This is a genomic window from Pseudomonas sp. EYE_354 (genome assembly GCF_023148575.1).
Taxonomy (GTDB): Bacteria; Pseudomonadota; Gammaproteobacteria; order Pseudomonadales; family Pseudomonadaceae; genus Aquipseudomonas.
Map to the genome: position 1 here is coordinate 41973 of NZ_JAHXNQ010000015.1, position 22462 is coordinate 64434.

Consider the following 22462-nt stretch of genomic DNA (forward strand, 5'->3'; position numbering starts at 1 on the left):
GGCTGACACAAGCCACGCACTTGCAGGAATCGAGACGGCACGACGCCCGGCGCTTGCGCAACGCTGAAGCTTGAACAATTGCGGTTTTTGTATAAGGCTGCTCCCCGACACATCCAATCACCGCGCTGGGAGCGCCTGCCCATGACCGCCGCGACCGCACCGCTGTTCTGGCGTGATCCTGCCCTGGCCTTTATCGAAGCCCGCACCATCGCCGACGGGCGCAAGGTCACGTACACCCGGCATGCCCACGAGCATTTTTCCATCGGGGCGATCACCGCCGGGCGCAGTTATTACCACTACGGTACGCAGACCTTTGAGATCAGCGCCGGCACCGTGGTGCTGATGAATCCTGGCGATGTGCATGCCTGCAACCCAATCGAAAATGCGCATTGGTCCTACCACATGCTCTACCTCGACACGCCCTGGCTGACCGACCTGCAGTACCAGTTGGGCTTCAGCACCGACCAGGGTTACCGGCCGTTCACTACCCCCCACACCCGCGACCCGGTGCTGTACCTTGGGTTGCTGCAGCTGTACCGGCTATTGGTGGATGAACGCGCCGAACTTCTGCAAAAACAAAGCGCACTGGTGAGTTATTTCAGTGAAGTGCAGCAGCGCCTGAACCCCTCGCCCGCGCCCCTGCGCGAGGTCAACCACAAGCTGGAACGAGCCGCCGACTACATCCACGAACACTGCACCGAGGCCCTGAAGCTGGATGACATTTGCCTGGCCGCAGAGCTGTCGCCGTCGTATCTGATCCGCGCGTTCAAGCAGTATTACGGGCTCACGCCCCATGCCTTCCTGGTCAATCGGCGCATCCAGTTTGCCCGCAGCCAATTGCGCCAGGGCGAGCTGATCGCCGACGTGGCCCTGGCGGCCGGCTTTGCCGACCAGGCGCACTTCCAGCGCACCTTCAAACACCATTTCGCCGCCACGCCGGGGCAGTACCGCGATTGGCTCAAGCCATCAGTAAATAACCCACACTGGCCACCAGCAACGCGGCCATTGAGCGGTTGAACAGGCGCACCCCCCGGGGGTTGCTCAGGTAGCGTCGCAGAAAGGTCCCGGCGTAGGCCCAGCAGGCCACCGACAAGTAGCAGATCACCAGATAGAGGCTCGCAAACAGCCACACTTGACCCGCGTCGCCATCGGCGGCAAATAAGCCCATCCCCGCCACGCAGGCCAGCCAGGCCTTGGGGTTGAGCCACTGCATGACGGCGCCGTAGAGCATCGACGGCGCGGTGGCACTGCCATCAGCGTCCAACTGGCCGTTGTCCGTCGCCAGTTTCCAGGCCATATACAGCAAAAAGGCGACCCCGCCCCACTGGATCACTTGGGTCAGGACGGGCCAGCGCACCAGCACCTCATGCAGGCCCAGGCCGATCAGCACCAGCAACAGGGTAAACCCCACGGCGGCGCCGACCACGTGTTTCTGGCTGGCGACAAACCCGAAGCGTGCGCCGGAACTCAGCGCCACCACGTTGACCGGTCCCGGCGTGATGGAAGTGGCCAACGCGAACGCGGCCATGGAAATGATAGAGCTCATTGCGGTTCCCTTTTTATGATGATGCCTACTGAGGGCTCCACGGTATAAGGCCCGGCCAAACCGGTATTGAACAAAATCACCCTCGGCCGATCGCCACTCCCTGTACTCTGTCGGCGCGCCGCGGTGGCGCGCTTTCCATTTCCAGTCCCATCAGGATGCCAATGCCCAACCCGATCCCAAGACGACGCGATGCCGCCGTCAGCCGCGAAGCGATTTTGTTATCTGCGCGCAAGGTGTTTGCCCAATCGGGCTATGAAGCTGCCGACCTGAGTGAAATCGCCGCTGGCGCGGGGGTCACGGCAACGCTCATCAACCGCTACTTCGACTCAAGGGAGCAGTTGTTCACCGAAGTGCTCGCCGACTGCATGGTCGGCCCGGCGCGCGTAGCGCCAGGCACCCTCAGCGCGCACAATTTGGGACGCACCCTCGCCACGGCACTGGTCAGCCTCACCGAAACCGGCGATTTGCCGCTGAACGGTTTGCTGATCTTGCTGCGCTCGGCGTCGAGCAAACGCGCGGCAATCATCGGCCGCGCGGAACTTGAGAAAGGTCCCCAGGCAACCGTGGCGGCAGCGCTCGAGGGGCAGCACCACGAAGAACGCGCGGCGCTGATCATGGCGCTGGTATCGGGCTTCCAGGTGATGCGCCAGACGCTGGAAGTGTCTGCGCTGGTCAAGGCCGATCCCCAGGTGTTGATCGACCTGCTGACGCCGCTGTTCCAGCAGTTGGTGGATGGCGCCAGCACCGAGGCCTTAACGCCTTAACGCTGCGCGGGAATGCGGATATCGCCCTCGCGGCACTGGGTCTTCACGCTACGCGGGCAGCCGGCGAAGGCCAGGTCTTTGGTCAGGCACACGCGCACCTCCGACAACACTTTGCCTTTGCAGATCACCGCCAGGCCATGGTTGCCCATGCGCGGGTTGCTCTGGCGAAACAGCGCCTCGATCTCACGCGCAGGCAGCGACGGCGGCGTGTTGAACGGCTGCAACTGCTGCGGAATCACCACCGCCCCCAGCGCTGCATCAGTTTTTTCAAGGTATGCCAGCGGCTCAAGTCCGCTGCAGGTACCGTGCTTGGCCCATTCATGCTTGAGCAGTGAACGGGTGGGGAACAGCGCTGCGCCCTTGTCCAGGGCCTCAGGCGACAAGCGCGACTGAGCATCACACGACGCCGGCCAGCCGCCCCGCGCGTACTGCGGCCACAAACCGTGCAGCACAAAACCGTAGCCCTTGCCCGAGCACTGTTCGTTGTTGGGGTGCGTCAGGCAAAACGTCGGCGACCATGACAACGACAGCACATAAAAATCAAATTGCCCTGGCGTGCCTTGCTGACGCGGGGCGGCCATGGCGCTGGTGGCGATGACCAGCCACAACGCGATCCAGTACTTCATCCGTTTATTCCTTGAAAAAAAAAACCAGTCAATCACGACTAACCGGGATGAAAGGGGTTACGTTGCAGCACCTTGTCGAGGATCCGATCGGTCTTCAGTGCCTCGATCGCCAGCGACGGATGCTCGGCCTCACCCCGGATATGCGCGTTCATGGCCAACACGTGGTGCCATTGGATATGCGCGTGGCAGGGCACGTCGAGCACTTCAGCGGTCTCGCCTTCGAGGTACAGCGGCTGGTCTTCGAAGACCGAGAATTGGATGCGCCCTCGACTGCCGACCAACTCGACCCGATCCTCGCGCCGATCCGCGACGAAATTCCAGCAGCCCATGCCGAGTGCGCCGCTGCTGAACGTCCAGCAGGCGGTCACCGCATCTTCAGCGGCATAGCGCCCGGCCTGGCGCGCGGTAAAACCCGAGACTTCAACGATGTCCCCGGCCAGGTACTGGAACAGGTCAAAACCATGGCTGGCCAGGTCGGCAAAATAGCCGCCGCCGGCAATTTGCGGATCGGTACGCCAGTTGGCGGCGCTGGCATCGTCGGCGCCCGGCGGTTTGCACAAGGTCCAGGTGAGGTGGCGCAGCTCGCCGATGCGCCCGTCCCGCAGCCAGTCGCGCACTTGCTGAAAACGTGGCAGCGAACGCCGGTAATAGGACACGAACAGGTGCAGCCCGGCACGCTCGAACGTGCGTTGCATCAAGGCGCTCTGCTCGGCGTTCAGCGCCATGGGTTTCTCGACGCAGCAATGCTTGCCGGCCGCAGCCACCATGAGGCTGTATTCCAAGTGGCTGTCGGGCGGTGTGGCGATGTACACCGCGTCCACCTGCGGGTCGTCTATCAGGGCTTGGGCATCGGTGTAAAAGCGCGAGATACCGTGGCGTGCCGCATAATCGCGCACCGCCGCTTCACGGCGCCCCATCACGGCCACCAGGGCCGAACCTGGCGCTTTGTAGAAAGCGGGTCCACTCTTTAACTCAGTGACACTGCCACAGCCGATCATCCCCCAGCGTACGGTGCTCATCTGTTGTCCTCGTGCGTTTTCATCAATCGGGCAGTATCCACATCCCCACGCCGACGCGCCATAACCACTTAGCATGACAATTGCATTACACTTTTGTGACACTCATCCCGCTGCGGGGGCAGCAGACGATGAAAATCAGGGCAACGGTCATTTGCGAACACGAGGGGCATATCCTCTTCGTGCGCAAGGCCAGATCGAAATGGGCCTTGCCGGGCGGCAAGGTCGAACGCGACGAACGTCCGGTGGGCGCCGCCGAACGCGAGCTGGAAGAAGAAACCGGATTGAACGTCGACGGGCTGCTGTACCTGCAGGAGCTGAAAGCGCGCGACACGCTGCATCACGTGTTCGAGGCCTCGGTGATCAATATCGACGATGCGCGCCCGTGCAACGAAATCGTCGACTGTCAATGGCACGCCTATGGCGCCCTGGACCAACTGGACACCACCGACGCCACCCGGCACATCGTCAAGTCCTTTCTGCGCCGCCTCTAGCCCTGCGCGCCGCGCTTTGCCTTCTGCCGTTCGACAAAGGATTTGACGACCGCGGCGGCGGGCCTCACGCCGTCAGACTGCCAAGCCCCGCCCTGCCCGCTCCAGCCCGCGCCACAACCAGCCAGGCAACACGTCAGGGTCAAGGCTGTCGATCAAGTTCTTCACCCCCAACCCCAGTTCCGTGTCCCCCTCAATCACCAGGCGCCGACGGAAGAACAAGGTGTCCGGGTCTTCCTGCCGACTGGCCAGCAACAGGAACTCGCGCCAATTGCCGCTGATCGTCACCTGAGCCGTGGCCTGCTGCGCAATGCGCAAGCCGTCCCGCGCGAGCGTCAGGTACCAGCACAAGCCCAGGTCAGGGATACGCAAACACAGCCAACGCCCACGCAGCAGGTCAAAGCCGCCATCGCGCAAGGGTTCGGCCAGGCAATGGTTGAGCGCCTGCTGCAGGGCCAGGCGTTGCACCGCGAACGGCACACGGCGAATCAGCGGCAGCACACGGTCGGCGCTCTTGAGCAGCCACGCTTTACGCTTCAGCAAAGGCCCACCTCCTCGACCCGCAACATGCCGGCCTGACCGTGCCAGTAGCCGTTGCATCCTTCGACAAACAGCGGTGGCGTGGCGCCGTGGCGCACCTGGTCGAAGGCGCGCACCACCTCGGCCATACCTTCGGCCCGTGGGCTCAGGCGCAGCAGGTCGGCGCCGCCACTGACCAACGCGGGGTAATCGGCGAGCAAGTTGGTGACTTCGGCCGACAGGGTTTGTACGCCATTCAAGGTGAACAGTGGCTGCCCCTCCTGGCTGCTCAAGGCCATGCCGTCGGGGTAGTTGAGGCAACAGAACCGGCAGTCATCCTTGGGCCGGTTTTCCGCGCGGGCGGTAAAGCAGCGCGCCGAATAGGCCAGGGGCAGATGGCCATAGGCGAAGATTTCCACCTCGGGCAGCGGTCGGCCCAACTTGCCCACTTGCTCCAGTACATCGGCGATCAGCGCGTGGGAGCACTCCACCGGCGGCACCCACCGTTGCAGGCCGGCATCGAGCAGTTGCACCAGGGCGTGACCGTTATAGAGGTTGAGTGCCGGCCCGCCGACGAACGGCAGGTTGCGTTCGATCAGCAGCTGTACCGCGCCCATGTCGTTGGCTTCCACCCAAAACTCACCGTTGTCGCACAGGCGCCGCAGGCTGGAGAGTTCCGAAGCGGCTTCGATCAGGGTCAGGCTCGACAGCACGATCTGCGCCGAGCTGCACGCCTGCAATTCACGGCCCAGGCCCAGCCAATGATCGAGGGAAAACGCACGGCGCTTTGAGCACACGGTTTCGCCCAGGTAAATCACGTCCAGGGGCAAGCCGGCCATGTCGGCGTAGAAGCGTCCCAGATGTTCCTTGTCCCAATAAAACAGCACCGGTCCGAGGCTGAGTTTCATAGGTAATTCCTCACTGCCATGCACGGTGGTAGGCACCCAGGGTGGTCTGGCTGCCTTCGGAAAGCCCGGCGAGCACCTGCCGCCATGGCGCCTGCACCACAAAACTGGCCGGGGCGCTGCGGTAAGCGTCGAGCGCCGCGCGCCACACACGGGTGACTTGTTCCACGTAGGCCGGGCTGCGCTGGCGGCCTTCGATTTTCACCGCTGCCACGCCAATGGCGCTGAGTTCGGGCAGCAGGTCCAGGGTGTCGAGGCTGGTGGGCTCTTCCAGCGCGTGGAAACGCTTGCCGCCCACCAGGAAACGCCCCTTGCACAGGGTCGGGTAACCCGCAGGTTCATCGGGGGTGTAGCGGTCGATCAGCACTTCACTCAGGCGCGCACTGAGGCCGTCGGCGTCGTCGCTCCAGCGCACCGCCTTGGCCGGTGAACACACGCCACACAGGTTGGGCGACTCACCAGTGATATAGGACGACAGGTGACAACGCCCTTCGGCCATGATGCACAGGCTGCCGAAGCCAAACACTTCAATCGGCACCGGGCTGCTCGCCGCGACCTGCCGGACCTGCGCCAGGGATAACACCCGCGGCAACACCGCACGGCGAATACCGTAGCGCTCGGCGTAGAACTTAAGCGCCGTCGCATGGGTGGCCGAGCCCTGCACCGACAGGTGCAAGGCCATCTGCGGATGACGCGCGGCGGCGTAGCCCAGCACACCGGGGTCGGCGGCGATCAGCGCGTCCACGCCATGGTCAGCGGCGCGATCCACGGCGCGTTGCCAACGCGACCAGATCTTCGGCTGCGGGTAGGTATTGACCGCCACATACAGCTTGCGCTGGTGCTGGCGGATATGAGCGACGGCCGCGTCGAACTGCTTGTCGTCCATGTTCAGCCCGGTGAAATGCCGGGCATTGGTGTCATCGCGAAACCCCACGTACACCGCATCGGCGCCTTGGCGCACCGCGGCTTTGAGGGCGGGCAGGTTACCTGCCGGGCAGACCAGTTGCATGACGACTCCTTATGCAAAATCGGCAAATGATAGAAATGGCACCGGCGCGCCCTTGAGCACTTGCTGCTCGCGTTCGACGATCACCAGGCCGTCGGCCCAACAGGCCGCCGTGAGCATCGCCGAGCTTTGCTGGGGGTGCAGGACCGCGCGCAGTTGCCCATCCACGCCGGGGTTCAAGCGCGCGCGCAGGTACTGGCGACGTTTGTTGGGCTTGAGCCATTCAAAACCGGCCACCACGCTGATCGGCACTGGCAGCACGCGCTCGGCGCCTTGGGCACGCAACAGAAACGGACGCACCACCACCATCGCCGTGACCAGCGCGGCGCTGGGGTTACCCGGCAGACCAATCCAGGGTTTGCCGGCCACCGCACCAAAGGCCAGGGGCTTGCCGGGCTGAATCGCCAGGCGCCAGAACGCCACACTGCCCAGTGCCTGGATCGCCTGTTTGAGGTGGTCCTCCTCGCCCACCGACACCCCGCCGGTGGTCAGCAGCAGGTCGCATTCGGAAGACGCCAACAGCAGCGCATCGCGGCTGGTCGCCAGGGCGTCGGCCATCACGCCGTAGTCGAGCACCTCGACGCCCCAGCCGCGTAGCAAGGCCGCGACCAGATGACGGTTGCTGTTGTAGATCTGCCCCCGTGCCAGCGGCTCGCCGGGTTCACGCAGTTCGTCGCCGCTGCTGAGCAGGCACACCCGCAGTGGCCGGTAGACCTTGACCCGGGGGATGCCCGCCGCCGCCAGCAGGCCAATATCCTGGGCGCGCAAGCGTTTGCCGGCGCTCATGACGCGCTGGCCGCGTTGCAGCTCTTCGCCGCGTTTGCGCACGTGCTCGCCCAGGCGCAATGGTGGGCACCAGATACGCTCGCCGTATACCCGGCAGCGCTCCTGGGGCACCACGCTGTCGGCGCCGGGCGGCAGTGGCGCACCGGTAAAAATCCGCACGGTTTGCCCGGCCAGCAACGGCACATCGCTGCACTGCCCGGCGGCAATGCGCCCGGTCAGCACCAGATAGCCGCCCTGCTCCGGCACATCGAAGGCGCGCAGGGCATAGCCATCCATGGCGCTGTTGTCCCAACCCGGTAGATCAAGGGGCGAAAACACCTCCTCGGCAGTCACCCGGCCCAGCGCCTGAGCCAAAGGCACCACCTCGGTGGACGGTGGCGACGGGGCCTGGGCCAACAGCTGGTCGATGGCCTGTTCGACCGGCAGCAAGTCACCGCTGTCGCAGACGTTCATGGGCGTGCCTCGCAGGCGCTGAGTGTTTGATCCAGCTGGGGCTTGAGGTGCGGCACGAAGTTGCAAGGGCCGGCGCGGCTGTCCAACTGGCTGAGCAGGATCTGGTCCCAGGCGGTGCGACAGGCTCCCGGCGAGCCTGGCCTGCAGCACACCAGCACGCCGTTGCTGATGCCGGCCAGCGCACGCGACTGCAAGGTCGACATACCGATTTCGGCCAGGGACACCTGGCGGAACAGCTCGCCAAAGCCGTCCACCTGCTTGTCCAGCAACGGCAGCACGGCTTGCGGAGTGTTGTCGCGCGGGGTGAACCTGGTGCCGCCGGTCATCAATACCACCTGCACGCGGGGGTCGGCGATCCACTGCGAGACGCGTGCGCGGATCTGGTAGATGTCGTCCATCACGATGCCGCGGTCGATCAGCCAGTGTCCGGCGTCTTGCAGGCGGTCCACCAGGGTTTGTCCTGAGGTGTCGGTGTCGTAGGTGCGGGTGTCGCTGATGGTCAGCACCGCGATGTTCAGCGAGACAAACTCGCGTCGGGTCAGATGGGCCATGATCAAGGCTCCAGGATTCAAAGAAGCGCTCAGCCTGCGCCGCAAAGGGCGCAGGGCCTATTCCTCGGTGGAGGTATACCGTTAGGGGGCCAGCCGCGTGCGCTGCCACTGACCGTTGTGCAGGCGGTAGTCAAGACGGTCGTGCAGACGGTCAGGTCGGCCTTGCCAGAACTCGATGCGGTGCGGTTGCAGGCAGTAACCGCCCCAGTGCTCGGGACGTGGCGGCTGGCGACCGGCGAAACGCTCGGTGACCTCGCGCAAGCGGCTTTCCAGCTCGCTGCGATGGCCCAGTGGCTGGCTTTGCGGTGACGCCCAGGCGCCCAACCTGCTGGCGGCGGGACGCGCATCGAAATAGTCGTCCGACAGTTCGGCATCCGCCCGCGCCACCGGGCCTTCGATGCGCACCTGGCGCTCAAGCCCTGGCCAGAAAAACGTCATGGCCGCGTGGGGATTGCTCGCCAGCTCCTGGCCTTTGGCACTCTGATAATGGCCAAAGAAGAAAAACCCGTCGGCGCTGAAGCCCTTGAGCAAGAGAATGCGGCAATGGGCGTGCCCGTCACGGTCGACCGTGGCCAGGGCCATGCTATTGGCCTCGGCCGGGGGCACTTCGGTCTTGCGTGCCTGATCGAGCCACTGGCCAAACAGCACCAGGGGATCGTCCTGCACCAGGTCGTCCCGCAAGCCATAGAGGGTGTAGTTGCGGCGCAGTTGCGCAAGAGACAAGGGCATGACGCGGTCCTCCGGAAAGTTCGCCACAGTGTGGGAACTGGCGGCGCGTCAGCCCTTGACCACGATCAACACTCGCCCGCGGCATGACGCCGCACGGCCACCTACCACAAGGATTTGGCCAGGATCACGATCAGCACCATGTGCGCCAGGATGCTGCGACGGATCCATAGCGCCCGTTTGGGGCTCAGGCGTTTGTGGTTCAGCAGATACGCCACCAACAGGTAATGGCCGATGATGCTCAGGGCCAGGGTGATTTTCAGGCCCAGCAGCAGCGCGAATCTGCCGGTCCAAGGCATGCTCCAGTAGTGCCAGGCCAGGCCGATGCCGGCGCCATACAGCACCACCACCACGCCATGCAGCACCCGGCGTGAACGCCGCGCAATCGCCTGCTCGGACATGAACTGCGCGGACCAGACCAACTCTTCACGGGCGCTGTGCCAAATCACCACCTCGAAAAACAGCGTGCCGATAAAGGCGATAGCCGCCAGCAGGTGCACGATCAACAACCCTGAATACATGGGCGTCCTCCTAACCGGGGTGGCCGTCGACGCGGGCCCGCCACAACATCGGCCCGTAGCGCCACAGATACAGGCCCAACCCGACGGACCAGCACAGCCCCGCCAGCCACAACGCCGTCACGGGCCACACCAGTACCAGTAACACCCGGCACACACACGCCAGGTTCAGCAGCGCGAAGGCCAGAGTCATGCCACCCGGCGACTGCAAGGGACGACCGGTATGGCCCAGGCTGACCCGCGCGATCATCGCCAGAATCAAGCCGCCCATCGCGCCCACTGTGAGCGCATGCACCGCCAGGCTCGGGTTGAGCGGCACACCGAAGTGCCACAACGCCATGCCCAGACAGGCCAGGGCCAGCCAGGCATACGCCAGGTGCAGCGACCACAGCAGCGGCACGCGCCACAAGCCACGATCATGCCAGCGCGCCAGCCGCAGCAGATGGCCGAGGCCAAGGGCGGCGAACAAGGCCCCCAAGCCAAGGCTGGGTGCTGCCGCGCCCCCTGCGGCACAGGCAAGCGCCACCAGGATCGCCCCGCCCAGCAACAGGCGGTCGAGCCACGGCCAGGGACTTACCGCAGCGTTGCGGCCCAGTCCGCGCGCAGTGAAAAACGGAATTACCCGGCCGCCGATCAGGCCCATCATCGCCGCCACCAGCCACAACCCGGTAAGCACCGACTGGCGCTGCCAGCCTTCGTCCTGGCGCCACAGCCCATACAGCGAAATGCCATCGGCCACGGCCAGCAGCGCCAACACCAAGACAATCGGGTAGTTACGGGTTTGCCGCACTTGCCACAGTGTCCAGCCCATCACCCCGGCCACGGCCAACGGGAAGCTCAGCTCAAGTACCGCGAGCAACGGCAATGGCAGGTTCGTCAGCCAACCCAGGCGCGCCGCCAGCCAAAGCGCGGCCAGCAGCGCCAGAGGCGTACCGCTGAGGCCGGGGCGACCGGTCCAGGTCTGCACCGCCGTAAGCAGGAACCCGGCGATCACCGCCACGCCAAAGCCGAACAGCAGTTCATGCCGATGCCATGCCAGCCAACCGCCCGCCGGCTGCCAACTGCCGGTGGCGCCACCCAGGGCCAGCAACCACAACGCAATGGCCAGTATCGCCAACAGGCATGCACCGAGAAAAAAAGGCCGGAAGGCCAAACGAAACAACGGGGTAATCGACATTGCCTTGCGCCGATCCAGTACCTGCATGCCATGGCTCCTCACTCAACGTTGCGCAGAGTGTGTGCCTATGGCAGCCCGCGGTTCTTGTCCTGGATCAATCCCGACCACAGAGCTGGGGGATTAACCCTGAGCCCTCGCCACACGTGCCGTGCCGAGTTCGGCGCTGGGGGATTTTCGCCGCTCAATGCGCCGTTTCACGCGCCGGCCCGGCTTTGCCTTTCGCCGGCCCGCGCACGTACAACGCCTCCACCAGTTTTTGCCGCTCATCCCAGGGCAAGCCGCTGGCAAACTGCGCCAACGTCGAATCGACCAAAGCCCTGAGCGCCGCGTCCGCCTCGCGCGCCTTGGCCAGTTCGGCCACCAGCACGTCGCGGTCCAGGGTCGGCGCCTGCAGTTGTCTGATCACGCCCATGCGCGCCTCACGCCCCGCCATTACCAGCGGCTGGCTGTCGGCGCGGTTATGCCGCAGCAGTTGGCGCAACTCGCGGCGCCGCTCCGGCGGCAGCTTGAACATGGCCTGGCGCAGCCCGTGCTGGTTGACCACCGCTTCAGCCGTTGGCGTATTGGCCTTCCAGTGATAAAGGCCACCGCCTACCCCGCCGATTAAAAACACGTTGAGCAACACCGATACCAACAGCCACGGTTTGAGGGGTCTGGTGGTCATTGTTCGGCTTCCTCTGCATTGACACTGAATACGACCTGCGCATCGCCCTGATCGAAGACACTGGGCAGCCCCTCGGACAACGCGCTCGGCAACGGCATGTTCAGGGACATCACCAACATGCCCGTGACGACACCGGCAATACCCACGCCCACCAGACCGACCGGCGATAACCAGTTGGCATAGCGCGACCAAAACGAGCGGCGCAAGGGCGCTGACCGGCGAATCTGGCGCGCCAGTGCCGGGTCGGCGAAGCGCGCTTGATGGCCGTCCAGTTGCGCATCGAGCCACGTCGCCTGCGCCAGGGCCTCCCGCGCATGGGGGTGGCCGGCGTCCAACAAGGCCTGGGCCGCACCGCGCTCGGCGACGGGCCAACGTCGCAGATCGGCGCCGTAGGCATCGGCCAGGCAGGCAAAGCGTTCGGGTGTCATGGTGTTCCCCTTCCTGGGCGGGCAAGCCCGGGTGTGTCGGCAAGTCTGTTGCGCAATTGGCGTCGGGCCCGCGACAGCAGGCTCTCCAGTGCCTCGACGCTGATATTCATCAGGGCCGCGGCGTCAATGTTCGACAGCTCCTGGTAGTACTGCAACACAATGGCTTCGCGCTGGCGCTCGGGCAGTGCCGCCAACGCAGCGGCCATGCGTGCGCTGCGTTCGGCGGCTTCGAGCGTTTCATCGGCTGAGGGCGCAGTGTCCGCCAGTTCAAGCACAGCGTTATCGTCCAAAGGGCGCTCTTTACGCCGGCGTAAACGGTCGTGGCACAGGTTGAGCGCCACCCGGTGCAACCAGGTGTCGAAGCGCGCTTCGCCGCTGCGCCAATTGGCGGCGTGACGCCAGATGCGCAGGAAGCTTTCCTGTGCCACATCCCTGGCCTCGTCGGCGTCGCCCAGCAGGCGACTGGCGAGCGCAAGCAAACGCGGCAGCTTGCGCGCCACCATTTCATTAACGGCGGCAGGTTCGTTGTTGCCGATGCGCGCCAGCAGCTCAACGTCCGGATCAGTGTCTTTCAATCGAGCGATTCCAAAAAATCAGCGGATCCAATGCCCTTCACGCCAGTACCAGTTGGGGCCATGGGCTTCCCAGTGACCCGGCTCCCAACGCGCGTTGCGCCGCACCGGCTGCCAGTGGCCAGGCACCCAGCCATAACCGCGCCCTTCCCAGCGCCAATGGCCTTGGTCCCAGGCGTAGCCGGGCCGTTCGACCGGGACCATTTCCACCCGCGGCGGCGGAGGCGCCTGGCGGATGATGATTTCGGTCTGGGCAAACGTCGGGGTGCTGACAAACGCGGCAAAGGCCAGCGGAGCAAGCAAGGCATAGCGCAGTCTCATGGCAACTCCTTCATCGGCGTGCACCCATGCACGCTGTTGATGGGTTGAACGGCACGCGACGGAAAATCCGTCGCGACGGCATTTGGTTTTTTTCAGGAGGGGGTCGAGGCCAGTATTGCGTAGCTGTTGGCGCGACTTGATGAAAGGTTTGAAAGGATCGCGACGGATTTACCCAGGGGCCGCGTTCAAGGAGTGACGTCGCACACACTAAGAGGAAATACCATGTCCCGTCGCCTGTCCCTCTGGGTTGCCGCCCTGTTGATCGCCAGCCTCAGCGGCTGTGTGATCGTGCCCGAACACCGACATTGCTGCTGGCGCTATTACGGCGCGACCGATGCGCCAACCCACACCGTCAACGGCTGACCGAGCGCCGCGCAGCCCCGGCACATGGCGTTGAATTGGTTGCGCGATTCGCCAACTGGGCTTGAGATGCAACGGATGCTGCCCAGGCCCTCAGCGGCGAAGGTCAAATCGCGGGCAAAAAAAATCCCAAGTAGCTGATGGAAACTTGGGATTTAAAAATGCATAAACCGTGGGAGGTGAACGCCGGGCTATATTAACCAGTGTCAAAATCTGTAACAAGATTATTTTAATCCTTTCGTCGGATTAAAAGGGCCGTAAGTCCTTCAATAACCACATATTTTTTAAGGTCGAGACGGTTATAAGTGCCACTTTTTGGTGCGACTCGCTGTTATATGCCCACTTATAAATAAGGGATATTGAATACCACCACGCGCTATTTACGCGCCACTTTATAGCGCACGCAGTCCTGATAGAAACTCTGGCGGATCGCCTCGGGTTTGAGTCGTGAACGGCTGTCGTAGGTCTGCTCGGTGATGCCCATGGCCATCATGCGCATCCACGATTTGTTGAACTTGATGGTCTGGATCTTCTGCCGCGCGGCGTACAACGACACGCCCGACAGCTTGAGTTCCTGGGCCCTGGCGGCAGTACCGGCACCCCAACTGCACATGTACTTGTCACCGTCGCGCAACTCCCGTGCCTGCACGGCAGCCGCGCCGCCGGCCAGGGAGCAGGCGATCAGCATGATTCCAACAGTGCGCATTTGCATCCTCACCTAACCACCTGAAAATAAACGCGATTCTGGCGAGGATTTTGTTACAAAGGGGCCATTAAATTGCCTTATCACTCCCTACGGTTACCACTGGTACGTCGCACTCGCCTGCACCGTGCGTTGCGAGCCATACCAGCACCAGGAGTACGAGTAGCACGAGGCCACGTATTCTTTGTTCGCCAGGTTAGTGGCGTTCAGCGCCAGGCGCAGGTTGTCCTGGGGGTTTAGCAGATGCTTGATGTCGTAGTGCACCGCCGCATCGAACAGGGTGTAACCCGGCACCTTCAGCGTGTTGGCCGTATCGCCCCAGGAAGAACCGACATAACGTGCACCGGCGCCGGCACCAAAGCCTTTGAGCGTGCCGTCGTGGAAGGTGTAGTCGGCCCACGCAGACGCCGTGTGGCGCGGTACCGCGTAGGTCGTGGTGCCCTCGGCGTTGATGGCCGGACCTACACCGATATCGCTGATGGGGGCATAGCGCACCGTGTTGTTGGACTTGCTGATGCGGTTGTCCAGGTAAGCGTAGGCCGCCGTGATATCCAGGTTGTCGTTGAGGCTGGCTTTGCCTTCCAGCTCAAAACCACGGGACTGTACTTCGCCGTCCTGGCTCTGGCAGCGGCCGGTACCGCACAGGTGGGTAGGATCGGGATCAGTGGTCAACACATTGGTCTGGCGCAGGTCGAAGATCGCCGCCGTGATAAAGCTATTGCTGCCAGGGGGCTGATACTTGATGCCGACTTCGTACTGCTTGCCTTCGGTCGGCTTGAACACCGCGCCGCCATAGCCGGTGCCCGATTGCGGGTTGAAGGACTCCGAATAGCTGGCATACGGCGCCAAGCCGTTATCAAACAGGTAGACCAGGCCAATACGGCCGGTGAAGGCTTTGCTGTCCAGGGAGGATTGGCTCTTGCTCCCGGTGCTCAGGGTCTTGGTGGTGCTGTCAGTGCTGGCCCAGTCATAACGACCGCCCAACAGCAGCACCCACTTATCCCACTTCATCTGCTCTTGCAGGTAGACGCCGGTCTGCTCGCTGCGCGAGGTGCCATCGGTGGTGTACGCCGGTACCGGCACGGCGGCACCGTAGACGGGATTGAAAATGTCCAGGGTCGGCCCCGCCGTATAGGTGCCTGACCCCGACAGCGTATCGGTGCTGGTGTTCTGATAATCGAGGCCCATTAACACGGTGTGCTGCAACGGGCCGGTGTCGAATTTGGCCTGCGCCTGGTTGTCGAGGGTGTAGGCGTCCATGTCCACATCGGTGGCGATGGTCGAACGGCGAATGGTCCGGTAATCGGCCATCAAATAGTTGCTGTAGAGGCTGCGGTACTGCCCCTCACTGCGCAGATAGCGCGCGTTCTGGCGCACGGTCCACACCTCATCGAAATGGTGCTCGAAGGCATAGCCGAGGGAGTAGTGCTCGCGATCACTCTTCTCGAAATTCTTTTCGCCGTCGTAGAAATCCACGTCGATGCTGCGCCCGGTGGGGCTGTGCAACACCGAGCCCCAGGCCGGCATCGAACCGTAGGACGCGCCCTTGGGATCTTTCTGAAAGTGCCCGAGCAACGTCAGCGACGTGGCGTCGTTCGGACGCCAGGTGAACGCGGAGGACAGCGACTGACGACGGGTCTCGGTGTGTTCTACCTGGCCGTCGGCGTCATCGAACAGGCCCGCGACCCGATAGGCATACACGCCCTGATCGTCAAGCGGCCCGCTCAAGTCGAAGGTAGTGCGCTTTTTGTTGAAGGTGCCGTATTCGACGCCCACTTCATGAAACGGCGTGTCCAATGGACGCTTGGTGACCATGTTGATCACTCCGCTCGGCGTGCCCTGCCCATACAGCACCGACGCCGGGCCGCGCAGCACCTCCACGCGCTCCAGGTCGAAGGCGTCTTTTTGCGGCAAGGCGTCACGGCTTGACGGCATACGCAGGCCGTCCAGATAGGTGGCCGGCGAGAAGCCACGGATGGTCAACTGGTCCAGACGCGAAGCTGTGGCGCCACGGGTTTCCGGGACCACGGCGGCGCTGTAGCGCAGGATCTGATTGAGGCTTTGGGCGTTCTGCGCGCGCATCTGGTCTTTGGTCACAATGGAGATCGACTGCGGCGTTTCGATCAACGCGGTGTCGGTCTTGGTGCCCGACAAACTGCGCGTCGCCACATAACCGGACACCGGCCCGACAGGGCTCTCGGCCTGGTACGCGCCGCTGATGGTGGTGACCTGCAACTCCATGGCGCCACCGTTATCCGGGAGGGCCTCGAGGCGGTAGCGGTCGGCGGAGATCTTCAAGGCTTGCAGGCCGCTGCCGGCCAGCAGTTGGTTCAGGGCCGCGTCAATGTTGTATTGCCCGCTCAAGCCACTGCTGCGCTTGCCCCGAGTCAAGCTTGCATCAAATGCCAACACCAGCCCCGCCTGTTCGGCCAGGCTATTGAGCGCCTGGCTCAAGTCACCGGCCGGGATCTGGAAGCTGCGCAAGGCGCTGCTGCTTTGTGCGGCAAAGGAAGTCTGGACATTCAGCAACGGCAAGGCGGCAAACGCCATCGCCACCGACAGGGCCAGTGGATGCAAGGGACGAGCAAGGCGCGACATGGGAAATCCTGCGTAAGGGAGGTTCTATTAACCATGACGGCCAAGTCGGAAAATCGGGCAAGAATGAGATCGATTTTTATTTGAGCGCGTTGCTTGGCACGTGCTGCAATCAGTCGTATCGTGTTTTCGTGTAGCCCATTGAGCTGGGCTAGCGCGGTTCTGTCCCTTTGTTGGTCAGCCCTCTGTGATGTTGCCAACCGTTCATCCTGACGCTTTTGGCTGCGGCAGCGCGTCGACGCCTTGCCCTTTACCGAGCGATCAGCCCCTCAACTCCATGCCACCACCAACAACCCCGCCCCCAAGACCAAACACAACGGCGAATAAAACCAGGTATCCAGCCGCGCAAACCGCGATCCGCCTACCTTCTTGAAAAACCCCACCAATTCCGAATCCCCAATCGCCCTGGCGAACATCACCAACGCAATCGCACTGATGCCCCATTGCAAAGCCCCATGGGACACCGGCGAGAAATACAGGCCAGCCCGCAGACACACGAGCACGGCAATCGCCACCAACCCCATGGCCACTAAAAAGGTGCCCAGCGCCGAGGGTTTGAACGCCGGGCGAGGCCCGCTGGCGAATTCGCCGGGAAGTTGGGGGATGGCGGCGAGGCTGCCGAGTTTGCCGCCAGCCGCCCAGTACAGGTGCACCATGCTGATGCAGGTGAAAACGCCGACGATCCATCGTGCGATGACAAAGCTCATGGCGGGTCTCCTTCAAAAGGTGCGACTCAGCATAGTCGCCAGGAGATTTATTGCAGGCATTTCGTCGGCGGCTGACAGCAAAGTGTTCCTCATGCAAATCGCCCGTTTCAATGCTCAAATGCACCGCGTACGTGGGCCAGCCCACACACGCGGTGCACGCTTTACTGACTTAACCCAGCTTCAACCTTCTGCGCCACATCCTCGGTCAACCACGCCTTCCACACCTCTGGATGCGCTTTCATAAACATCCGGGCCGCCTCCCGTGGCGCTGTGTGGTTCTCACTCATGCTTGCCAGGGCCTTATTCAGCGGATCAATCGGAAACTCGACCTTCTCAAAAAACGCCACGATCTGCGGATGCGCCTGTTGGAACGGCGTCGACACGCCGATGCTCAACTTGGATGCCAGCGACCGCGTCGGCTTCGGATCGGGGTTATCCGCGTCCGTCAGCGTCTTCCAGGCCTCGGCATCGAACGGCGGCTCTTCCAACTGGATCAGTTTGTAGCGCCCCATCAAAGGCGTGGGGGACCAGTAGTAGAACAACACCGGTTTGCCACGGCGTATCGACGAGGCGATTTCGGCATCCAGCGCCGCGCCCGAACCGCTGCGAAAGTTCACGTAGCTGTCGTCCAGGCCGTAGGCTTTGAGCTTCTGCTTGTTCACCACCTCCGAGGTCCAGCCGATGGGGCTGTTGAGAAAGCGGCCCTTGCCAGGGGATTCCGGGTCCTTGAACACGTCCTTGTAGCGGGCCAGGTCCTTCACGCTTTTAAGCTCCGGCGCCAAGGGCTTGATGCCTTTGACGGGATCGCCCTTGACCACGTACTCCGGCACCCACCAGCCTTCGGTCGCGCCTTTGACGGTATCGCCCAGACCCACCACTTTGCCTTCGGCCTCGGCCTTGACCCACACGGGGCTGCGACCTGCCCATTCTTCGCCGATCACCTGGATATCATTTTTGGCCAGGGCGGTTTCCAGGGTGATGGTAGTACCGGGCAAGGTGTCGGTCGGCAGTTCATAGCCCTTCTCGACAATCACCCGCAGTATTTCGGTGATCAGGCTGCCGCTTTCCCAGTTCAGGTCGGCAAAGTGCACCGGCGCCGGTGCGGCCGCAGCCGGCAGCGAAGCGACTGACAGACTCAGCGTCGTCAGAGAAGCAGCCAACAGCGTTCTCAATCCTTTCATGCCCTTGCACCTCGCGATGTTGCAGCCGATAGCGGACGGCTTTGCTGCATGCGCGCGAAGCCTCTGAATAGTTAAGTCAACTCAACTGTAGAAGAGGTTCCGGGAGATAGAAGATGTTCGCTGTCGGTTATTCGCTGGCCTTGAATGTCACCAGTTCACCCTTGCGCCACTTGGCGGCCTTGCCGGTCACGGCCTTGAGGGTTTTGGTCAGGCCTTCCTGCAGTTGTTCATTGGCGGCGAATACCAGCATGACGCTGTGGCCTTCCTTGAAGACGATGCCCTGGCCTTCGGTTGAAGAAACAAAGGCGTAGTCGCCCAGGCCATATACCGTCAACTTGATGTCGCGAAATTTGAGTTCGAACTTGCCGCCTTCGCGACTGGGCAATACAGCTGCGCGAAAGTGGTCACCGACTTTGAGTTCCAAACGAGGTTTGTCATCCACGACCAACGCTGTTTCGGTATCGATTTCGGCGATGTAGATGCCTTCCGGCGTCTGCTCAGTGATGTAAACGAAACGAGATTGAAACTGCTTGACCAACTTTGCGCGCAAATCACCCAGCACGAACAACGCGTGCATATCCAGATTACTGACTGCCAAGGAAACGCCCCCACATCGAAAAGAGCGCTGTCCGCCAAGCGCGGGCAGCACAAAAAAACGGCCTTACAGGCACGACCACACAGCACATGCTCTTTGAAAAAAACTGAAGAAGACCCCGCTGCTGCGCCCCGCGACGGGTACAGCCGTACACGACAGACCTTGTGCAAGGTCATCCGGCATCACAGGAAATCACAGGTTCACTAACCAGAGAATACCGGTCGAACCGCTTCAGAGAATAACCCAATTAAAAACGCTGTTTCCGACAACGTGTACAAACGAAAACACCTCGGTTTGGAACCAGGTGCCACGCGCAGACGACAATACTAAAACAGCAACAGGGGTCAAAACCACCTGAAACACTGCTGGTGTGACAACAAGATCAATCGACAGGAGCTGACCATGCAACGACGTCAACACGACGCTACGTCTTCCCGCGCTCGTTCATCCTGTCAGGACGAACGCCAATACTACTGCTTGCACAGCCCCAGCGGGTACTCCAATTCCGTTCTTTACCAAGTTGTACCTGCCGGGCGCAATTTCTTTCATATCCTTGAAGTGAACAGCGGCAGGATCAAAGGTTTTCGCAGCGACCACATCCAAGCCTGCGAGCTGGCCAGACAGTTGGAAGCCAACCTGTCTGGAGGGATCGTTTCGTCAGCCGGGTGAGTTTACTGCGCCGCCACCCCTCAACAACTGCCATACTGGCCCGTCCATTGAAGTTTGCCCCGTGCGGGTCAGGTTTCATCAGTGCAGTTAGTTACCTCGAAGGGAAGGCGATACGTGACGGAATTTGATATTGGCGAATTTTTCATTCATGGCGACGCAAGGGAAGTAGACGGTGAATTTCAAGCCGTGATCGTGATGCGCGCCAAGCCGCCGCTGACCACCGTCACAACGCACCAAGTGGAAAAGGACCGTTGGTTCAAGACCCTGGAGACCGCTGCCAGCGCCGGGAAAGAATCCGCCCTGGCCCTCAAGACTGCCGTGGATTCAGGGGCCCTGACTTCCTGAAACACCGATCGAACTCTGTCACGCTCCAGGCCTCCCATGCATACCACCTTCAAAACCGCAGGGAGAACTACATGGACGCGCCGATACCTACGCTCGAAACCTTATTTGATCAACTGGGCCTGGAGTCGACGCCCGAAGCTATCGACGCCTTTATTGCCGCGCACCCACTGAGTGACGACGTCAAGCTCATCGACGCACCGTTCTGGACCTCGCAGCAGGCGCAGTTTCTCAAGGAGGAGTTACGCGAAGACGCCGACTGGGCCATCGCGGTGGATGAGCTGAACCAGCGCCTGCATCAAGGCCAGTAACGCACTCAGTGCAGGCTGCCTGACCGTTCCAGGCGCAACTGCGCCTCCCAGGCAGCCCTGCAAGCATGCGCTTGATCGCGGCTGGCGAACGCGGCGCCGCGCTGCTCACCGTCGAGCAGCACCACCCAACAGGCGTTCTGGCCCAGCGCGCGCAGGGTTTCGGGGACGCCACTGCCGATAATCACCGCGACATCGACTTTGTTTTGCATAACACTTCTCCGCAATTCGTTAGCTGGCTAACAATGCGCGACATGCTACGACGTTCCATTAATGCGAAAAAGCGATCCCGCGGCATAGCTTCGTTGCATAAACAGCAACAATCCCCTCAAACGCCCTTGGCGACCTCAGGTTTATACCCCAGGCGCAACCCGCCCCAATGATGTCCCCTGACCATGATCGGTACCGACAGATCGTGCATCAGCTCGCCGGTATCGCGGGTGTAGGTCTGCAACAACACCGCTTGCTGATGGCTGCCGCAGCGGATCCCGGTACGGTCGTCGAACTTGCGCTTGGTGCGGTTTTGCACCGCATCGACCTGGGCATCACCGGTCAAGGGCTGGGAAAAGGCCTTGTTATGGGTAGGCACATAACCCTGTTGCGTGCAGGCGATGGCGAACACCAGCCCCTCATGGCGCGGCAACAGCGCTTCCTGAATCGCCGGCAGCACCTGATCGGTATAGCCGTCGAAGCGAGTGTGGTATTTGCTCGGATGGGTATTGGCAATCGGCGTGTAACTGCGGTCGAACAGGTCGTCCAGGCTGATGCGATTTTGCAGCACGTCGGCCTCGAATTGCGCCGCAATGCGACTGGCCCCTTCGCGCGCCAGGTCGTACACCCGCTGGTGATAGTCATCCAGCCCGACCGCCGCCAGGCGTTCACTGATGGTTTCGGCCTGCCCTTCCATTTGCACGGCGGCGTCGGCCAGTTGGCGGGTCTGCTGGTCACTCACATCGAGGTCGCTGCGCATCTGCTCCACGGCGTGGAACAGGCTGTCGAGCTGGAGGCGATTGGTGTCGGCGCCCTGGGCGATTTCATTGACCTGCACTTCCACATTTGCCGCCAGGCTGGCGATGCTGTGCAACTGTTCGCCGGCGTGTTCCACCTGCTCGACACCGGTGTTCAAGTCCGCCGACAACTGGCGAATCTGCTCCACCACCTGAGCCGTGCGCTGCTGGATATCCGCCACCATCACGCCGACCTCATCGGTGGCCGTGGCCGTGCGGCCGGCCAAGCCACGCACTTCATCGGCCACCACGGCGAAGCCGCGCCCATGTTCGCCGGCGCGCGCAGCCTCAATCGCCGCGTTAAGCGCCAGCAGGTTGGTCTGGCTGGCGATGGATTGGATCACCAGGGTGACGCGCTGGATTTCTTCGCTGCGCTGGCTCAACGCCTCGATCAACTGGCGACTGGCGTTGGCACGCTGGCTGAGCTGGTGCATGCGGGTGATCGACTGGGCCAGCACGTCACGGCCTTCGGTACTGCGCTGATGGGCCTGGCTGGCAGCTTCCAGGGCGTCGCGGCTCAATTTCGAGGTGACTTGTTCGGTACCGATCATCACTTCGGCGCTGCTGACAATCTGTTTGGCCGCGCTCAGTTGCGATTGCACGCGGGCCGCCAGTTGCTTGACCGAATAGGCCACGCCAGCGGCGGACAGCGCGTTATGGCTGGTGGTATAGGACAGGTCGCGGGTCAGGTCGCCGATGGCATCGGTGGCCGCTGTGTGCATTGTTGCCGGTTTGGGCGTTCTCAGGCGGGGCAGCCAGATCACCAGCAAGGCCAATGGCAGGCAGAGGTAGATCGGCAGGCTGGCGAGGGCCAGGCCCAACAGTATCAGCACCAGGGCGGTGCTCTGCATAAGCGGCGTGAGCCAGCCGGGCAACCCGCGCACCACCGGTTGCGGTGGCACAGCTGCGCCCATCAGAGTTCCGTC

29 protein-coding genes are annotated in these 22462 nt (G+C 62.4%); 7 read left to right on the plus strand and 22 right to left on the minus strand.

The genetic code is table 11. The annotated features are described in order from the left end of the window. The first annotated feature begins 141 nt into the window (after window positions 1–141). Window positions 142–1017: an AraC family transcriptional regulator gene (locus KZX66_RS20120; protein WP_248082586.1), complete on the plus strand. Its 876-nt coding sequence runs from the start codon at window positions 142–144 to the stop codon at window positions 1015–1017. On the opposite strand, the gene KZX66_RS20125 is transcribed toward KZX66_RS20120, so the two are convergent. Beyond that, entirely contained in the window at window positions 959–1546 is a 588-nt protein-coding gene (locus KZX66_RS20125; protein ID WP_248082588.1) for a LysE family translocator, read from the minus strand. The two genes, KZX66_RS20120 and KZX66_RS20125, sit on opposite strands and share 59 nt — an antisense overlap. A gap of 161 nt (window positions 1547–1707) precedes the next feature. Between KZX66_RS20125 and KZX66_RS20130 the strand changes: the two genes are divergently transcribed. Further along, window positions 1708–2310, plus strand: a complete 603-nt coding sequence (locus KZX66_RS20130; protein WP_248082590.1) for a TetR/AcrR family transcriptional regulator — start codon at window positions 1708–1710, stop codon at window positions 2308–2310. Here KZX66_RS20130 and KZX66_RS20135 read toward each other — a convergent pair. Then, window positions 2307–2936 carry a ribonuclease T2 gene (locus tag KZX66_RS20135; protein ID WP_248082592.1) on the minus strand — a complete coding sequence of 210 codons (630 nt, stop codon included), beginning with the start codon at window positions 2934–2936 and terminating at the stop codon, window positions 2307–2309. The two genes, KZX66_RS20130 and KZX66_RS20135, sit on opposite strands and share 4 nt — an antisense overlap. A 38-nt stretch (window positions 2937–2974) precedes the next feature. Further along, window positions 2975–3955 carry a Gfo/Idh/MocA family oxidoreductase gene (locus KZX66_RS20140; RefSeq protein ID WP_248082594.1) on the minus strand — a complete coding sequence of 327 codons (981 nt, stop codon included), beginning with the start codon at window positions 3953–3955 and terminating at the stop codon, window positions 2975–2977. A 128-nt stretch (window positions 3956–4083) separates the two neighbouring features. Here KZX66_RS20140 and KZX66_RS20145 point away from each other — a divergent pair, with 128 nt between their 5' ends. Next, a complete protein-coding gene (locus KZX66_RS20145) occupies window positions 4084–4446 on the plus strand; it encodes an NUDIX domain-containing protein (protein ID WP_248082596.1) in 363 nt (120 codons plus the stop codon). A 72-nt stretch (window positions 4447–4518) separates the two neighbouring features. Here KZX66_RS20145 and KZX66_RS20150 read toward each other — a convergent pair whose 3' ends face one another. The 12 genes from KZX66_RS20150 to KZX66_RS20205 form a co-directional block, all read right to left on the minus strand. After that, complete coding sequence (locus KZX66_RS20150; protein WP_248082599.1) at window positions 4519–4986, minus strand: SCP2 sterol-binding domain-containing protein; 468 nt, start codon at window positions 4984–4986, stop codon at window positions 4519–4521. Beyond that, window positions 4980–5870 (minus strand): U32 family peptidase, encoded by an 891-nt coding sequence (locus tag KZX66_RS20155; RefSeq protein ID WP_248082601.1) that lies wholly within the window; start codon window positions 5868–5870, stop codon window positions 4980–4982. The genes KZX66_RS20150 and KZX66_RS20155 overlap by 7 nt, the downstream gene beginning before the upstream one ends. Window positions 5871–5880: 10 nt before the next feature. Then, window positions 5881–6876, minus strand: coding sequence for a peptidase U32 family protein (locus tag KZX66_RS20160; protein WP_248082603.1), 996 nt, complete (start codon window positions 6874–6876; stop codon window positions 5881–5883). A gap of 9 nt (window positions 6877–6885) precedes the next feature. Continuing rightward, window positions 6886–8112, minus strand: a complete 1227-nt coding sequence (gene glp / locus KZX66_RS20165) for a gephyrin-like molybdotransferase Glp (RefSeq protein ID WP_248082605.1) — start codon at window positions 8110–8112, stop codon at window positions 6886–6888. Continuing rightward, window positions 8109–8663 (minus strand): molybdenum cofactor biosynthesis protein B, encoded by a 555-nt coding sequence (gene moaB, locus KZX66_RS20170; protein ID WP_248082607.1) that lies wholly within the window; start codon window positions 8661–8663, stop codon window positions 8109–8111. Before moaB ends, glp begins: the two co-directional genes overlap by 4 nt. An 81-nt stretch (window positions 8664–8744) precedes the next feature. Then, a complete protein-coding gene (gene pdxH / locus KZX66_RS20175; RefSeq protein WP_248082609.1) occupies window positions 8745–9392 on the minus strand; it encodes a pyridoxamine 5'-phosphate oxidase in 648 nt (215 codons plus the stop codon). Window positions 9393–9493: 101 nt separating this feature from the next. Further along, entirely contained in the window at window positions 9494–9910 is a 417-nt protein-coding gene (locus tag KZX66_RS20180; RefSeq protein ID WP_248082611.1) for a hypothetical protein, read from the minus strand. Window positions 9911–9920: 10 nt separating this feature from the next. Then, window positions 9921–11111, minus strand: a complete 1191-nt coding sequence (locus tag KZX66_RS20185) for an NnrS family protein (protein ID WP_248082613.1) — start codon at window positions 11109–11111, stop codon at window positions 9921–9923. A gap of 154 nt (window positions 11112–11265) precedes the next feature. Beyond that, window positions 11266–11748 carry a periplasmic heavy metal sensor gene (locus tag KZX66_RS20190; protein WP_248082622.1) on the minus strand — a complete coding sequence of 161 codons (483 nt, stop codon included), beginning with the start codon at window positions 11746–11748 and terminating at the stop codon, window positions 11266–11268. After that, window positions 11745–12176, minus strand: a complete 432-nt coding sequence (locus KZX66_RS20195; protein ID WP_248082624.1) for a hypothetical protein — start codon at window positions 12174–12176, stop codon at window positions 11745–11747. Before KZX66_RS20195 ends, KZX66_RS20190 begins: the two co-directional genes overlap by 4 nt. Next, entirely contained in the window at window positions 12173–12751 is a 579-nt protein-coding gene (locus KZX66_RS20200; protein ID WP_248082626.1) for an RNA polymerase sigma factor, read from the minus strand. The genes KZX66_RS20195 and KZX66_RS20200 overlap by 4 nt, the downstream gene beginning before the upstream one ends. An 18-nt stretch (window positions 12752–12769) precedes the next feature. Further along, window positions 12770–13069, minus strand: a complete 300-nt coding sequence (locus tag KZX66_RS20205; protein ID WP_248082628.1) for a YXWGXW repeat-containing protein — start codon at window positions 13067–13069, stop codon at window positions 12770–12772. A 222-nt stretch (window positions 13070–13291) separates the two neighbouring features. Between KZX66_RS20205 and KZX66_RS20210 the strand changes: the two genes are divergently transcribed. Further along, window positions 13292–13432: a hypothetical protein gene (locus KZX66_RS20210; protein ID WP_248082630.1), complete on the plus strand. Its 141-nt coding sequence runs from the start codon at window positions 13292–13294 to the stop codon at window positions 13430–13432. Between the two features lie 373 nt (window positions 13433–13805). On the opposite strand, the gene KZX66_RS20215 is transcribed toward KZX66_RS20210, so the two are convergent. The 5 genes from KZX66_RS20215 to KZX66_RS20235 form a co-directional block, all read right to left on the minus strand. After that, window positions 13806–14135 carry a hypothetical protein gene (locus KZX66_RS20215; RefSeq protein ID WP_248082632.1) on the minus strand — a complete coding sequence of 110 codons (330 nt, stop codon included), beginning with the start codon at window positions 14133–14135 and terminating at the stop codon, window positions 13806–13808. A 93-nt stretch (window positions 14136–14228) separates the two neighbouring features. Further along, window positions 14229–16730 (minus strand): TonB-dependent siderophore receptor, encoded by a 2502-nt coding sequence (locus tag KZX66_RS20220; protein ID WP_248082634.1) that lies wholly within the window; start codon window positions 16728–16730, stop codon window positions 14229–14231. 266 nt (window positions 16731–16996) lie between these two features. Continuing rightward, on the minus strand, window positions 16997–17434 hold the full coding sequence (locus KZX66_RS20225) for a DUF3995 domain-containing protein (RefSeq protein ID WP_248082636.1): 438 nt from the start codon (window positions 17432–17434) through the stop codon (window positions 16997–16999). 161 nt (window positions 17435–17595) lie between these two features. Beyond that, a complete protein-coding gene (locus tag KZX66_RS20230; RefSeq protein ID WP_248082637.1) occupies window positions 17596–18615 on the minus strand; it encodes an ABC transporter substrate-binding protein in 1020 nt (339 codons plus the stop codon). Between the two features lie 127 nt (window positions 18616–18742). After that, on the minus strand, window positions 18743–19192 hold the full coding sequence (locus KZX66_RS20235) for a hypothetical protein (protein ID WP_053256453.1): 450 nt from the start codon (window positions 19190–19192) through the stop codon (window positions 18743–18745). Between the two features lie 420 nt (window positions 19193–19612). Between KZX66_RS20235 and KZX66_RS20240 the strand changes: the two genes are divergently transcribed. From KZX66_RS20240 to KZX66_RS20250, 3 genes are all read left to right on the plus strand, one after another. Continuing rightward, window positions 19613–19879 (plus strand): hypothetical protein, encoded by a 267-nt coding sequence (locus KZX66_RS20240; RefSeq protein ID WP_248082639.1) that lies wholly within the window; start codon window positions 19613–19615, stop codon window positions 19877–19879. Window positions 19880–19993: 114 nt separating this feature from the next. After that, a complete protein-coding gene (locus KZX66_RS20245) occupies window positions 19994–20224 on the plus strand; it encodes a hypothetical protein (protein WP_248082640.1) in 231 nt (76 codons plus the stop codon). A gap of 71 nt (window positions 20225–20295) precedes the next feature. Next, window positions 20296–20532, plus strand: a complete 237-nt coding sequence (locus KZX66_RS20250; RefSeq protein WP_248082642.1) for a DUF2789 domain-containing protein — start codon at window positions 20296–20298, stop codon at window positions 20530–20532. Between the two features lie 5 nt (window positions 20533–20537). On the opposite strand, the gene KZX66_RS20255 is transcribed toward KZX66_RS20250, so the two are convergent. Both KZX66_RS20255 and KZX66_RS20260 read right to left on the minus strand, forming a co-directional pair. Beyond that, window positions 20538–20741: a hypothetical protein gene (locus tag KZX66_RS20255; protein WP_248082644.1), complete on the minus strand. Its 204-nt coding sequence runs from the start codon at window positions 20739–20741 to the stop codon at window positions 20538–20540. Window positions 20742–20857: 116 nt separating this feature from the next. Then, a complete protein-coding gene (locus KZX66_RS20260; RefSeq protein WP_248082646.1) occupies window positions 20858–22450 on the minus strand; it encodes a methyl-accepting chemotaxis protein in 1593 nt (530 codons plus the stop codon). Window positions 22451–22462: the final 12 nt, after the last annotated feature.